Below are 12,857 nucleotides of genomic sequence, written 5' to 3' on the forward strand. Positions count from 1 at the left end.
CCTGTTCGATCGGGTATCCATTTCGTCGCGGACTTTCCAGACTACCAGTCCACCCCTTTGGGGGCCCCTGTTGCTGCGGAACGGGCCGGGAAACACGACTGCGCCGCCGGTCGAAGACCGGCGGCGCAGGGTGTGGAAGGAGGGTCGGACGGTGCTAGCTGGCGAGCTCCCCGACCGTGACGGTCACGGTGTATGACTTACCGTCGCGCACGTAGACGAGGTCGGCCGTCGCGCCGGCGGCGAGCACCCGCACCTGGGCGGTGAGGTCCTTCGCGTCGGTGATCGGCACTCCGTTGAACTTCGTGACGACGTCGCCCTTCTTCAGGCCTGCCTTCTCGGCGGCGCCACCCGAGCTGACCTCGCTGACGAGGGCGCCGACCGTGCTGCTCGTGTCACTCGTCGCGGTCGTGATGCTCGCGCCGAGCAGGCCGTGGGTGGCCTTCCCACTGGCGATGAGTTCGTCGGAGACGCGCTTGGCGAGGTTCGCCGGGATCGAGAAGCCGACGCCGATGCTTCCGGCGGCCGTCCCGGAAGACGAGGATCCGCCCGCGTTGGCGATCGCGACGTTGATGCCGATCAGTTCGCCCTTGGAGTTGAGCAGGGCGCCGCCGGAGTTGCCGGGGTTGATCGCGGCATCCGTCTGGATCACGGAGAGCGAGATGCTGCTCGTCGTGCTCGGTGTGGTCGACTGCGCGCTGCCGTCCTTGTTCGGGAGGTCGAAGTTCCAGAAGTAGGGGTTGTCGGTGCTCGGGGCCGTCGTGTCGGGCGTATCCGCCTTGGGCGCCGCGGAGGAGGCGATCGAGATGCTCCGGTTGAGTGCGCTGACGATGCCGTCGGTGACGGTTCCGGAGAGGCCGAGCGGAGCTCCGATGGCGATCGTGGTGTCTCCGACGTTGAGCTTGCTCGAGTCCGCCCAGTTGATCGGGGTGAGGCCGCTCGCGTCGGTCAGTTTGACCACCGCGAGGTCGGAGATCGGGTCGGTGCCGACGATCGTCGCCTTGTAGACCTTTCCGTCGCTGGCAGTGACTTCGAGGGTCGCGTCTGCGCTCGCGCCGTCGAGGGTCACGACGTGGGTGTTGGTCAGGACGTAGCCGTCTGCGGTGAGAACGACACCGGAACCGGTGCCGCCGGAGGTGCCGCTCGTCGCGTTGATAGTGACGACGCTCGGCATGGCCTTGGCGGTGGCCGCCGTGATCTGGTTGACGCTCTCGGTGTTGTTGACGACAACGGTGCTCGACCCTTGGGCCTGGCTGACGGGGGTGCCGGTGCCCTGGCCGCCCGTGAGAAGCGCCGTCACGCCGGCACCGGATGCGCCGCCGATGAGGGCGCCGATCGCGAGAGCAGCGACGAGGCTGAGTCCGGCACGGCGGCGGGCCGGGTCCTTGGGGCGGGGGGCAGAGGACGGACCGGTGGGTCCGTTCGGGCCGCCGCCCTGAGGAGCGTAGGAGAAGGGTGCATTCGTTGCCGCGAAGTGCGGCGGGACGGAGCCGTCTGCTCCCCCGATGGGCCGGCCGAAGGCATCCGTCGCGTAGGGAAGCGTCGGCTGGGCGACCTGGTTCGCTGCGTGCGCGACAGGCTGCGATGCCTGGGGTGCCTGCGCCGGGGCGGCGGGTGTCTGCGCGGCGACGCCCTGCGGCTGCGCGGGAGTCGCCTGAGCGGCCGGCGGGAAGCCGACGACCTCTGTCGTGTTGTCCGCGTTCGCCGCGGGGGCCGGGTACTCGGTCGTCTCGGCGGTACCGGTATCGGCATCGGTGGCGTCGGTGGCGTCGGTTGCCGACTGTCCGGACGCGGCGGTCCGACCGGCGTCGGAGGGAACGTCGGCAGCGGGACGATCGCGATTAATGTCTGGGTCCTGCGGGTATTCGGTCATGAGGTGCTCCTTCCAAGCGATGCCAGCTTTGCGCCCGAACCTGAACGAATCCTCCGCTCAAGCTGAGAGCATTCAATGACGAAGCCGTGATGTTGCTTGGGGTGGGTGGGTGGCAGCTCGGGCCGGTCGGACGGGAGGGGCGATCCTCGCCGACGGGCAGGGTCGCTCCAGTCCTCCGCACCGGGGATGTCGTAGTTTGGATTCATGCCTGGCTCCCCCGAGATCGTACCGACCGCGAACATTCCGGGGGCCTGGCGGCGCACGGCCCGCGGCGCCGGCCTCCTGGGCGAGGACGGCACGATCGCCGCCACCATCTTCGCCGAGATGAGCGCGCTCGCCGCCCGCACCGGTGCGATCAATCTCGGGCAGGGATTCCCGGATGAGGACGGCCCCATGGAGGTACTCGACGCCGCCCGCCAGGCCATCACGGACGGGGTGAACCAATACCCGCCAGGCCGTGGTTCTCCGGTGCTTCTCGAGGCGATCGCACGCCACCAGCAGCGCTTCTACGGCCTCGGCGTCGACCCGGGCACCGAGGTGCTCGTGACAGCGGGGGCGACCGAGGCACTCGCCGCGACGATCCTCGCCCTGATCGAGCCGGGCGACGAGGTCGTGACGTTCGAACCGTTCTACGACGCGTACGGCGGCCTGATCGCACTCGCCAACGGTGTGCACCGCACCGTGCGCCTGCGCGCGCCCGACTTCCAGCCGGACCTCGACGAGCTCGGTGCGGCGATCACCGATCGCACGCGGCTCATTCTCGTGAACAACCCGCACAACCCGACGGGCACCGTGTTCTCCCGGGAGACGCTCGAGCTCATCGTGCGGCTCGCGGAACGGCACAACGCGGTCATCGTCACGGACGAGGTCTACGAACACCTCACCTTCGGCGTGCTGCACCTGCCCATTGCGACGCTTCCCGGCGCGTTCGAGCGCACCGTGACGATCTCCTCAGGGGGGAAGACGTTCAACACGACCGGGTGGAAGATCGGCTGGCTGACCGCACCCGCCGCACTCGTGACGGCGATCCTGGCGGTCAAGCAGTTCCTGACCTACGTGAACGGTGCGCCGTTCCAGCCGGCGATCGCCAGGGGACTCGATCTCCCGGATTCGTACTTCACCGGAATCGCGGCCGCGCTGCAGGGGAAGCGTGACGTCCTCGAGCGCGGCCTGGTCGCCGCGGGCTTCGCGGTGTCGCGACCGCACGGCTCGTATTTCATCGTGGCGGATGCCGCACCGCTCGGCTACCCGGATGGTGCGGACTTCTGCCGCGAACTTCCCGCCCTCGCGGGCGTCGTCGCCGTACCGATCGGTGCCTTCTGCAGCCCGGAGCACCGGCCGCAGTATGCCTCGCTCGTGCGTTTCGCCTTCTGCAAGAAGGTGGACCTGCTCGAACGGGCCGCGACCCAGCTCGCCGCCCTACGCCCGGCCTCGCGGTAGCGCGCGACCGGCCTGCGCAGACCCGGTCCGGGCGACCGCCCGAACCCATTCGACGGAGAGTGTGGGTTTCACAACGTGGGAGCGCGATCTGAGCGCCTTCCCGGCGAAATGTCCGTCGAATCGGTTCGGGGCGTTGGCTACTCGGCGGTCGCGGTGGCGAGCGCCGGGTAGTCGGTGTAGCCGGCGGCGGTGTTGCCGTAGAGGGTCTGCGCGTCGAGGGCATTGAGCGGCAGGTCGTCGCGCCAGCGGTGCACGAGGTCCGGGTTGGCGATGACGGCGCGTCCCACGACGACGGCGTCGGCGACGTCGTCTGCCAGGATCGCCATGGCCTCTGCGCGGGTCGTGACGGTGCCGAAGCCCGTGTTGATCAGGAGAGGTCCGCCGAAGCGGGCGCGCAGCCCCTGGATCAGGTCGCCGGTGGGGTCCTGGTGCAGAACGCTGAGGTAGGCGAGGCCGAGCGGTGCGAGTCCGTCGACGAGGGCGGTGTAGGTCGCGAGCGTCTCCGCGGCATCCGTCTCGAGCACGTCCTGGATGTTGTGCGCCGGAGAGATGCGGATCCCGACCCGGCCGGCGCCGATCGCGGCGGCAACGGCGGTCGCGACCTCGATCACGAAGCGGGCGCGGTTCGCGGGCGAGCCGCCGTGGGCATCCGTGCGCTGGTTCGAGGCCGGTGACAGGAACTCGTGCAGGAGATAGCCGTTTGCGCTGTGGATCTCGACGCCGTCGAGGCCGGCCGCGATGGCGTTCTGCGATGCGCGCACGAATTCGGCGACGATTCCGGGGAGTTCGGCCTCGGTCAGCGCGTGCGGGACGGGGTACGGCTTCTTGCCCTCCGGAGTGTGCGTGTCGCCGGCGATGGCAATCGCGCTCGGGGCGACGATGTCGTGGCCACCGTTGACGAGGTCGTGCGAGACCCGTCCGGCGTGCATGACCTGGGCGACGATGAGGCCGCCGGCCTCGTGCACGGCGGACGCGACGGAACGCCAGCCGTCGACCTGCTCAGCGGTGACGAGTCCCGGCTGGCCCGTGTAGCCCTGTCCGGCGTGGCTCGGGTAGACGCCCTCCGAGACGATCAGGCCGAGGGACGCGCGCTGGCGATAGTGCTCGATGACCATCGGTCCGGGGATGCCGTCGAGGCCGGCCCGGGTGCGGGTCAGCGGTGCCATCACGAGGCGGTTCGGCAGGTGCAGGTCGCCGAGGGTCAGCGGGGAAAACAAGTTCACAGTCGCTCTTTTCGTAGTACGGAAATTCCGCCTGACCGGTCGGACCGGCCGGCGCAGGGGAACACGGGTTGCGCTTCCGACAACGGGCAGGGACCCCGTCCTATTCCAGATGCGTTCCGTTTGTGGTCAGCCGATCGGCGCCGGAGCCGGCTCGAGCGACGTTGGACTGGTCGCGGCCCGTTCCCACGCGGCCACATCGCCGACGCGGCCAAACCGATCGAGCGCCGGCGACGAATACCAGACATGACCACCCTGATGACCCGCACTCCCGGCCGCACGGCCGTGCCGGCCGCGCCGATGCCTCCCGTGCCGGCAGGGACGGCCGGGACCGGACCTCGGCGGGAGGAATATTGCCCGTTCCCGCTCTCGACAGACGCTCGCGGCTTCGGTCTCACCACGAGCTCGATGCGCCTCGGCGCGGGCACGCTGGTCGTGCGGCACGGCCGCCGCACCGGCAGCGACACGGCGACGATCCTGCTGCACGGGGCCGCCGGTTCCTGGACGACCTGGACCCCGCTCCTCTCGGCGGCGGCGACCCGCGGCCCTGCGGGATGCGTCGCGCCCGGAGCGCTCGCCCTGTCCGACCTGATCATTCCCGACCTGCCCGGCTGGGGCGACAGCGAAGCACTGAACGAAGAGCCCGGCAGCCGCGCCCCGAGTACACGCCGCCGTGCGGCGGATGCCTCGATTCGGCACTCCGCCCGGCCCGCCCCCGGCATCGCCACCGTCGCGGCTTCGATCGCCGAAACGGCCCGCGCCCTCGGCTACGAGCGCTGGCACGTCGTCGGACATTCGCTCGGCGGCTTCCTCGCCCTCGAACTTGCCGCACTCGAACCCGCGGCGACCGTGTCGGTCGCTCTCGTGTCGGCGACGACGTTTTCGGTGGTCGACAGCGTGCGGCATCCGCTCACCCGCTTCGCACTGCTGCCCGGCTACACCGCCCTGCTCGCCGTCATGCGCGCCCTCGCGGTCGTCGAGCCCGCCGGGCGCGGCCTCGTGCGATGGCTCGGCCGGGTGGGTCTGCTCCGCGGTCTCACCGCGCCCCTGTTCAGCCGGGTCGACGATGTGCCCGAGAGCGTGATCTCCGCCCTCGCGACGGAGGTCCGCCCGCGGGCGTTCGCCGCGGCATCCGCCCTCGCCGGAGCCCATGACCCGGCGCGATCCTGGTCGCGCATCGCCTGCCCGGTGCGGGCGATCCAGGGTGACGCCGACGTCTTCGTGGCCGATTCGGACAGCGCCCGGCTGGGCGCCGTCATTCCCGGCTTCGTCTCGCAGACGATCACGGGCACCGGCCACTTCGCCCACATCGAGAAGCCCTTCGCCGCCCTCGAGGCGCTCCTCACCCCCCGCGAGAGTACACGTTCGGCCCTTAAGCCGCGGAGGGCTTAAGGGCCGAAATCGTGCTCTCGCGGGGAGGGCGGGGCATCGCTGGGTCGAGCGATCAGTTGTGCGGGATGCCGATCGTGAGGCCGCCGTCGATGACGAACTCGGCGCCGGTGGAGTAGCTCGACTCGTCGCTCGCCAGGTACAGCACGAGGTTCGAGACTTCCTCGGGCTTGGCACCGCGGCGCAACGGGATCTCGACCATGTCGACGTCGAGGGACTTCGTCATCGCGGTCTCGATGAAACCGGGGTGAATCGAGTTCACGCGGATGCCGAGGGGCGCCACATCGAGGGCGACGGACTTCGTGATGCCACGCACGCCGAACTTCGACGCGACGTAGGCATGCAGGCCCGCGCTGCCGAGAAGGCCCTCGACGGACGAGACATTGATGATCGAACCGCCGCCGCGGCGTGAGAGCGCCGGGATGGCCGCCCGCATGCCGAGGAAGGTACCGGTCAGGTTGATCTCGATCGTGCGCGTCCAGACGTCGATCGGGAAACTCTCGATCGGCGCTGCGCTCGCGATTCCGGCGTTGTTGACGAGGATATCGAGCCCGCCGAAGGTCTCCACGGCGAACAGCACGGCGGCCGACCAGTCGTCGGCGTCGGTGACGTTGAGGTGCACGTAGCGCGCTGCCGGGCCGAGCTCTGCCGCCATGGCTTCGCCCTCGGTGTCGAGGAGGTCTCCGATGACCACCTGGGCACCCTCTGCGATCAGCCGACGCGCGTGTGACGACCCCATTCCGCGGGCACCGCCACTGATGAGTGCCACTTTGCCTTGAACGCGGCCCATGATGACCACCTTTCTCTTCGTGTTCATAGAATCTGTAATCTACTCAAAAATGAGCGTACTCCGTTATATTGGGATCAGCTGATTGAACCTACGATTGAAAGAGCCCGGGGCGGCATCCGCCCGGAATGAAGCCGACCCAGAATGAGGACTCCCGTGCGTGCACCCGACGAAGACCGGACATCGGTCGCCGGCGCCGCCATCGATGCTCCCGACGCCCCCGCTCCCGGCCGCCGCGAACGCAACAAGCGCGACAAGCAGGGCCGCATCCTCGCGGCCGCCGAAGACCTCTTCGCCGAGCGCGGCTACGCGTTCGTCACGACCCAGGACATCGCCGACCGTGCGGATGTCGCAGCAGGGACGCTCTTCCGCTACGCGGCCTCGAAACCCGAACTGCTCCTGATGGTCTTCAACGCCGAGTGGCGCCGGGCTCTGAGCGCCACCCGGCACGATGCCCCGGCTTCGGCCGCACGGCTCGCCCCGACGGACGCGATCATGGCCTTGCTGCGTCCCCTGCTGACCTCGGCCGCCCTCAACCCGGAGAACACCGCCTACTACCAGCGCGAGATCCTGTGGGGCGAGCCCACCGGAGCCTACCGCGTCGAGGCCCTCGAACTCGTCGACGGCCTCGAGGCATCCATTGCGACCCTGCTGAGCGGATACGGGACGGAGACTCCCGGAGGATCGGAACGGCTCCGGCCCGGGGTGGACGCCCCGCTTGCGGCACGCAGCATCTTCTCGCTGCTGCACCTCGCCCTGATCCGGTGCGGACTCGGGCGCGAGCCGATGGAGAGCCTGCCGGACTCCCTCCGCGCGGAGATCGACCTCGTGCTGCACGGCATCGTCGAACCGGTGCCCGCGCGTCCCGTCGGCCCCTGACGATTCCCTTGTATTGACCGGGAATTACGACCACACTTAATGAGCGAACCTAGCGGATGCCTCACGAGGGCGGTCGGCTGTTCGCGCGAGGATTCACCGACTGAAAGCGGCACCCCATGGGTTCGTTGACGTATGACCGGGTCACCGTCGAGTTCGACGACCGGATCCTCGCGCATCTGCAAATCGTGATCGTTCAGAAGCTGCGCCGCGGCGAGAGCTTCCTCTTGTCCTGGCGGAATGCCGCAGAGGCTGGCGACGGTCGCAGTTCCGCCTGGCTGCACCCGGCCATCCCGCTCTACTTCAAGTTTTCCGGCGGCCAGCCGCCGACCATCAATCCGCTGTGGCTCGCCCAGCTCACCCGCTCGGCGAACAGCTCCCAGGGACTCGTCGCAACGGGTGAGGAACGGGCGATGGCCGAGCAGGACCACGTGATGCGTCCGGAACCCGGCTTCCGCTCCCGCGCCGCCGCGGCCTCGCAGGACACCATCGCCAGCGAAGGCTGAGCCTCCCGTTCCCTCGGCGGCTGGACCTCGGCGGCTGGACCTCGGCGACTGGACCTCGGCGACTGGACCTCGGCGACTGGTCTTCGGCGGCTAGGCCCCGACGATCCCGAAACGCCGGAGCCGGAGTGCGGGGTTGACCGCACGCACTTGGTCGAGGCGCGCCGTGGTGAGCCAGGCGACGCCGACATCCGTCGTCTCGCCGATCGTGACCAGTTCGACCCCCATCGGGTCGACGATCATGCTCGTGCCGACGCCGATCGGCGGCGCGTGGTCTGCGGCGGCGACGTAGACCGTGTTCTCGATCGCGCGCGCGGTGAGCAGCGTGCGCCACTGCTGCTCCTTGAGCGGGCCACGCACCCACTCTGCGGGCACGAGCACGAGCTCGGCGCCCGCGTCGACGAGCCGCCGGGTGACCTCGGGAAAGCGGATGTCGTAACAGGTCTGCAGTCCGACGGTCAGCCCTCCAACGGAGAAGGTCTGCGGCGGCTCGATCGCGCCGGGCAGCACCCAGTCGGATTCGCGCTCGCCGAAGGCGTCGTAGAGGTGCAGCTTGCGGTAGCGAGCCAGGACCTCGCCCGTCGGCCCGACCGCCACGAGGGTGTTGGAGAACCGTCCGGCGACCGTGGCTTCCTCGAGCATGCCCGCGACGATGACGAGGCCGAGCCCTTCGGCGAGCGCAGCGAGCCCCGTCACGAACGGACCGTCGAGGGGCTCCGCGGCCGCGATGAACGCGGGCCCGAGAGAGGGCTCGAAGAACGCGGAATATTCCGGGAAGACGACGAGCTGTGCCCCGCGAGCGGCCGCAATGCCGGCGAGGCGGGCGACCTCGGCGAGGTTCGCCTCCCGGTCGGCACCGGGAACGAACTGGGCGACGGCGACACCGACGGCGGCGGGATCTACCGACACCGCCCGGGCGGGCACCGGCACGTCATGAGGGGTTTCGACCATGGCGTCAGCCTAGCCACGAGGAACGACCGATTGGAGCGGAACCGACAGACTTGGTCACGTTCCGCACCGGGAACGTGCCAGCATGAAGAGGTACCGGCGCACGAGCAAAAGGGGCGGGCATGACAAAGATCCTGGTCGTGGAAGACGACGAACAAATGGGTGCGCTGATCGAACGCGGACTCGAGGCGGAAGGCTACGAGATCGTCAGGGTCGGGAACGGGATGGATGCCCTGATCGCGATCAATAACAACGAATTCGACCTCGCCGCCATCGACGTGATGCTTCCGCAGATGACCGGTTTCGAGATCTGCCGGCGCATCCGCGACTCCGGCAACACCATGCCGGTGCTGCTCCTGACCGCCAGGGACACCGTCGACGACCGGGTCTTCGGCCTCGACAGCGGCGCCGACGACTATCTCACCAAACCCTTCGCCTTCCTCGAGCTCACCGCCCGGGTACGGGCCCTGCTCAGGCGCCAGTCGATGGCGACCCCCCTGAGCCTCGAACTCGGCAACCTCGCCATCGATTCCCGGGACCTCAAGGTCACCGTGGCCGGCCGGTCCGTGTCGATGAGCCCCAAGGAGGTCGCGCTGCTCCGCCTGCTCTGCAGCCGGGCCGGCACGACCGTCGACCGCACGACCATCCTCGAAGAGATCTGGAACGGCACGGAACATATCGACCCGAACATCGTCGACCAGTACATCAGTTACCTGCGGCGCAAGATCGACTCCGCGGCGGCCGGGATGCGGATCGTGACCGTGCGCGGGTCCGGGTATGCCGTGGAACTCGTCGAGTGAGCGGAGCACGTCCATGAGGTTGCCCGGCCTGTCGATCCGGGCCCGCATCACCGTCGGCAGTCTCGTGATCGCCGCCGTACTGTTCAGCGGGGCCGCCGTGTTCTTCCGCGCCGAGGTCGAGGCGATCCTGATCGAGACGACGACGACGCTGCTGCACAGCGATGCGGCCCCGATCGTGACCGACCTGATCCGCAATCCGACCGAGCCGAACGACGGCCCGAGCGAAGGCCAGCTCATCGCCATCGTCGGGCCGGACGGCGAGATCTCCAAGTCCTCGTTGCCGGTCGCGCTGCGGAAACGCGTCGACGAGCTCGTGAAGATCGGCGAGACGCCGCAGACGATCGATGCGGGCAACGCCAGGTACCTGGTCGCCACGACGACGGCCGTGACCAATCAGGGCAACTGGGTCGTCATCACGGCGCGGAACGAGGAGGCACTCGGCCTGCTGCTCGACGAACTGGGCCGGGTGCTCATCATGGGCACCGTGCTCCTGACCGTGGGCTTCGGCCTCGCCTCGTGGCTCCTCACCGGGGCGGCTCTCCGCCCGGTCAACCGGCTGCGCAAGGAGGCGGAGAGCCTGAGCACGACCGGATCCTCCGCCCAGTTGCTCGTCCCTGCGGGCAGGGACGAGGTCAGCCGGCTCGCGGTGACCCTCAACGACTTCATTTCCCGGCTCCGCCGCAGCATCGACAGGGAGAAACAGGTGGTCTCGGATGCGAGCCACGAGTTGCGCACTCCCCTCGCCGTGCTCAAGGCTCAGCTCGAACTCGCCCATCTCAATTCCGGCGACGCCCCCGCCCTCGAGGCGGACATCGACGATGCCTCGCGCACCGTCGACCGCCTCTCCCGACTCGCCACCAACCTGCTGGAACTGTCGAAACTGGAAAGCCAGCAGGACCCGCCGGAGTGCGGCTGGGACAACCTGATCGCCGAGATCTCCGCTTCCGTGGACCGTGCGCGGGTCGTGCGGAACGGGGAGGACCTCGATGTCGACTACGAGATCGAGGGAGAGGACCCGACCGGTCGCTATGCGATCTCGGTGACCAATGCCGGGCAGCTCGTCGACAACCTCATCTCGAACGCCATCAACGCCATGGGCGGGCGCGGCACTGTGACCGTCACGCTCCGCAGCCTTCCGGAGGGCGCCCTGCTGAGCGTCGTGGACACGGGTCCCGGCATGCCGGAATCGTTCATCCCGGTGGCCTTCGCCCGGTTCTCCCGGCCGGAGCAGTCCCGGGCGAGCGGATCCATCGGGTCGGGACTCGGCCTGGCCATCGTGCACGCGATCGTGACCCGGGCGAAGGGGGCCATCAGCCTGCGCAACACGGGGACGGGTCTGGCCATCGACATCCGCCTGCCGCGCAGCACCCGCACCCGCACCGGCCCGGGCCCTCGGGCCTGACCCGGCGGCAAACTGAGAGCCTTCGCAGGCGCCCGGTGCGGGGCTGTCGGGAAACCCCCGACCGGGTGGCATAACGTAAAGGCGTGACTTATCTGCCCGTGACACATGATCCAGAGCTGCGCCCGCAGCGGCGATCCTGGCCCACCCATCGGCAGCTGGCCCCGCTGTACTTCGGTGTTCTCGGCCTGCTGATCTCGCTCGCGGGGTCCTGGAACCCGTCCTATTGGGGCGATGAAGCGGCGAGTGTGATGTCCGCCGAGCGGTCATTGCCGTCCCTGTTCCGGATGCTCGGCACGATCGATGCCGTACACGGCACCTACTACCTGATGCTGCATTTCTGGATCGACCTCTTCGGGGCGTCCGAGTTCTCCACCAGGCTCCCGAGCGCGATTGCGATCGGAATCGCAACGGCGGGAACGTTCACGCTCGCGCGGATGCTGACCGACACCCGGGTCGCCTGGATCGCCGCCCTCGTCTTCGCGGTGCTCCCCCGGGTGACGTACATGGGTGCAGAGGCCCGGTCGACGGCGCTCGCAGCGGCGATCGCCGTGTGGCTCGTCGTGCTGCTCGTGCACCTGCTCCGGGCCGGAGCGGCGCCCCGGTCGGCGCGCATCTGGCTCTGGATCGGTTTCACCGCCCTCTTCGCCCTCGGAATCTATGTCTTCCTCTACATCGCACTCCTCGTCCCCGTGCTCGGGCTCGCGGTGTTCCTGCTCGCGCCCGATCGGGCCAGGCGACGCGAGCAGGTGATCGCCTGGGCTGTCGCGACCGTCGTCGGCCTCGCCAGTGCCGCACCGGTTCTGCTCGCGGGAGTCAGCCAGAAGGACCAGCTCTCATTCATCGGGCGACGCGCCCAGACGAGCGTGCTCGACGCGGCTGTCAACCAGTGGTTCGGGAACGTGCCCGCTGCGCTCATCGCCTGGGCGCTGATCCTGCTCGCTGTCGCGCTCGCATGGTTCGGCCGCGGACGGGTGCCCGCCCTCGAACGGAACCGGGCCGCGTTCGGCGTGGTCCTCGCCTGGATGCTCATACCGAGCGCTGCGCTGCTGATCGGCACCCATGTCGTCACGCCGATGTACTCGCTGCGCTACCTCTCCATCTGCACGCCGGCCGCGGCGATCGCGCTCGGGATCGCCCTGGCCTGGGTCAGGCCCCGCTGGGCCAGGATCACGGCACTCGTGCTACTCGTCGCCGCCGTGGTGCCGAGCTACGTCGACCAGCGCGGCCCGTACGCCAAGAACGCCGGGAGCGACTGGCGCCAGGCCGCTGCGATCGTCCAGGCCGGTGCGCACCCCGGCGACGCGATCGTGTTCGACGAGAGCGTGCGGCCCTCGCGGAAACCGCGGCTCGCTCTGCACCTGTACCCGGCATCCTTCACCGGGCTGCGGGACGTGACCCTCGACACGGCATATGGGGACACCGGATCGCTCTGGGACACAACCCGGCCGCTCACGAGCGTCCTCGATTCCCTCGCGGGCACCGATACGGTATGGCTGGTGCAGTATTCAGGCAGCAGCGAAGAAAAAGCAGGCACCGACCTGCGCACGCTGCAAGACCTCGGATTTTCCGTCGCCTCAACGGCCACGGTCGTACACACAACAATCACCGAACTGACAAGGTAG

The 12,857-nt window shown here is 69.0% G+C and carries 11 protein-coding genes; 7 read left to right on the plus strand and 4 right to left on the minus strand.

Annotated features, from left to right (window positions below):
* Positions 1-154: 154 nt before the first annotated feature.
* Positions 155-1,870: a S1C family serine protease gene (locus E3O44_RS03950; RefSeq protein WP_134532670.1), complete on the minus strand. Its 1,716-nt coding sequence runs from the start codon at positions 1,868-1,870 to the stop codon at positions 155-157.
* 204 nt (positions 1,871-2,074) lie between these two features.
* On the opposite strand from E3O44_RS03950, the gene E3O44_RS03955 reads away from it, so the two are divergent.
* Entirely contained in the window at positions 2,075-3,310 is a 1,236-nt protein-coding gene (locus E3O44_RS03955) for an aminotransferase class I/II-fold pyridoxal phosphate-dependent enzyme (RefSeq protein WP_134532672.1), read from the plus strand.
* Between the two features lie 137 nt (positions 3,311-3,447).
* Here the strand turns inward: E3O44_RS03955 and E3O44_RS03960 are convergent, their stop codons facing one another.
* Positions 3,448-4,533, minus strand: a complete 1,086-nt coding sequence (locus E3O44_RS03960; protein WP_134532674.1) for an alkene reductase — start codon at positions 4,531-4,533, stop codon at positions 3,448-3,450.
* Between the two features lie 243 nt (positions 4,534-4,776).
* Here E3O44_RS03960 and E3O44_RS03965 point away from each other — a divergent pair, with 243 nt between their 5' ends.
* Positions 4,777-5,922, plus strand: a complete 1,146-nt coding sequence (locus tag E3O44_RS03965) for an alpha/beta fold hydrolase (protein ID WP_134532676.1) — start codon at positions 4,777-4,779, stop codon at positions 5,920-5,922.
* 52 nt (positions 5,923-5,974) lie between these two features.
* Here E3O44_RS03965 and E3O44_RS03970 read toward each other — a convergent pair whose 3' ends face one another.
* The gene (locus E3O44_RS03970) at positions 5,975-6,736 is read right to left on the minus strand and encodes a glucose 1-dehydrogenase (protein WP_241976003.1); all 762 of its coding nucleotides are present in this window, start codon (positions 6,734-6,736) and stop codon (positions 5,975-5,977) included.
* A 126-nt stretch (positions 6,737-6,862) separates the two neighbouring features.
* Between E3O44_RS03970 and E3O44_RS03975 the strand changes: the two genes are divergently transcribed.
* Together E3O44_RS03975 and E3O44_RS03980 are read left to right on the plus strand one after the other, a co-directional pair.
* Complete coding sequence (locus E3O44_RS03975) at positions 6,863-7,585, plus strand: TetR/AcrR family transcriptional regulator (RefSeq protein ID WP_166792525.1); 723 nt, start codon at positions 6,863-6,865, stop codon at positions 7,583-7,585.
* A 116-nt stretch (positions 7,586-7,701) separates the two neighbouring features.
* Entirely contained in the window at positions 7,702-8,088 is a 387-nt protein-coding gene (locus E3O44_RS03980; protein WP_134532680.1) for a DUF7882 family protein, read from the plus strand.
* Positions 8,089-8,178: 90 nt separating this feature from the next.
* On the opposite strand, the gene E3O44_RS03985 is transcribed toward E3O44_RS03980, so the two are convergent.
* On the minus strand, positions 8,179-9,036 hold the full coding sequence (locus E3O44_RS03985) for a carbon-nitrogen hydrolase family protein (RefSeq protein WP_134532682.1): 858 nt from the start codon (positions 9,034-9,036) through the stop codon (positions 8,179-8,181).
* A gap of 119 nt (positions 9,037-9,155) precedes the next feature.
* Here E3O44_RS03985 and E3O44_RS03990 point away from each other — a divergent pair, with 119 nt between their 5' ends.
* From E3O44_RS03990 to E3O44_RS04000, 3 genes are all read left to right on the plus strand, one after another.
* On the plus strand, positions 9,156-9,833 hold the full coding sequence (locus E3O44_RS03990) for a response regulator transcription factor (protein ID WP_134445835.1): 678 nt from the start codon (positions 9,156-9,158) through the stop codon (positions 9,831-9,833).
* Positions 9,834-9,846: 13 nt separating this feature from the next.
* On the plus strand, positions 9,847-11,235 hold the full coding sequence (locus tag E3O44_RS03995) for a sensor histidine kinase (RefSeq protein ID WP_166792526.1): 1,389 nt from the start codon (positions 9,847-9,849) through the stop codon (positions 11,233-11,235).
* A gap of 83 nt (positions 11,236-11,318) precedes the next feature.
* Positions 11,319-12,857 (plus strand): glycosyltransferase family 39 protein, encoded by a 1,539-nt coding sequence (locus E3O44_RS04000; protein ID WP_166792527.1) that lies wholly within the window; start codon positions 11,319-11,321, stop codon positions 12,855-12,857.

It is taken from the genome of Cryobacterium algoricola, from assembly GCF_004402485.1.
In the GTDB taxonomy this organism is placed as follows: Bacteria; Actinomycetota; Actinomycetes; order Actinomycetales; family Microbacteriaceae; genus Cryobacterium; species Cryobacterium algoricola.

Coding starts and splice junctions, on each gene's coding strand:
- E3O44_RS03985 (WP_134532682.1), bottom strand. CDS start 9,036: ATGGTCGAAACCCCTCATGACGTGCCGGTGCCCGCCCGGGCGGTGTCG.
- E3O44_RS03995 (WP_166792526.1), top strand. CDS start 9,847: ATGAGGTTGCCCGGCCTGTCGATCCGGGCCCGCATCACCGTCGGCAGT.
- E3O44_RS03980 (WP_134532680.1), top strand. CDS start 7,702: ATGGGTTCGTTGACGTATGACCGGGTCACCGTCGAGTTCGACGACCGG.
- E3O44_RS03990 (WP_134445835.1), top strand. CDS start 9,156: ATGACAAAGATCCTGGTCGTGGAAGACGACGAACAAATGGGTGCGCTG.
- E3O44_RS03950 (WP_134532670.1), bottom strand. CDS start 1,870: ATGACCGAATACCCGCAGGACCCAGACATTAATCGCGATCGTCCCGCT.
- E3O44_RS03955 (WP_134532672.1), top strand. CDS start 2,075: ATGCCTGGCTCCCCCGAGATCGTACCGACCGCGAACATTCCGGGGGCC.
- E3O44_RS03965 (WP_134532676.1), top strand. CDS start 4,777: ATGACCACCCTGATGACCCGCACTCCCGGCCGCACGGCCGTGCCGGCC.
- E3O44_RS03970 (WP_241976003.1), bottom strand. CDS start 6,736: ATGAACACGAAGAGAAAGGTGGTCATCATGGGCCGCGTTCAAGGCAAA.